This is a genomic window from Egicoccus sp. AB-alg6-2 (assembly GCF_041821025.1).
Classification (GTDB): Bacteria; Actinomycetota; Nitriliruptoria; order Nitriliruptorales; family Nitriliruptoraceae; genus Egicoccus.
Genome location: NZ_JBGUAY010000023.1, coordinates 1 through 642, shown reverse-complemented (window position 1 = coordinate 642; position 642 = coordinate 1). Strand labels below are relative to the sequence as shown.

General features: G+C 69.0%; 1 protein-coding gene. It reads left to right on the top strand.

All coding sequences use genetic code 11. The features are described 5' to 3' along the window. Positions 1-63 precede the first annotated feature (63 nt). On the top strand, positions 64-642 hold a 579-nt coding region (locus tag ACERMF_RS17730; RefSeq protein WP_373670481.1), incomplete at its 3' end, for a glycosyl hydrolase family 18 protein.

Below are 642 nucleotides of genomic sequence, written 5' to 3'. Positions count from 1 at the left end.
GCCCCGGCGCCTGCTCCGGCCCCGGCGCCTGCCCCGGCTCCGGCGCCCAGCACCGGAGAGCAGATGGGTCTGCCCAGCAAGGTCGTCGGTGGCTACTGGACCTACTGGCGTGCGCCCCGACTGCGTGACGTCCCCGCCGCCTACAACACCGTCTACCTGTTCTCCGCCCGCCCCACCGGCGGACAGCCCGGCACCGACGGCTCGGTCTTCTTCGAACAGTCCAACCAGACCCACGCCGAACTGGTCGCCGACATCGCCCACCTGCGCTCGCAGGGCCGTGCCGTCATCCTCTCCATCGGCGGCGCCGGTGAAGCACTCGACATCACCACCAACGCCCGCCGAGAAGCCTTCCTCGCCTCCATCCACCGCATCCACCGCAGCCTGGGCGGATTCGACGGCATCGACTGGAACATCGAGGAAGAACGCCTCATCCAGGCCAACATCCCCAACGCCGTCTGGGTCTCGCAACAACTCAAGGCCACCTACGGGCCCCGCTTCGCGATCACCACACCCCCCGCACCCTGGCGCCAGGCCGACATCAACTTCGTGACCGCGCTCAACAACGGCCGCGCCCTCGACCTGGTCGCCCCCCAGTACTACGACCACTCCAGCCTCACCGACGCCACCTACGTGGTCGACAAC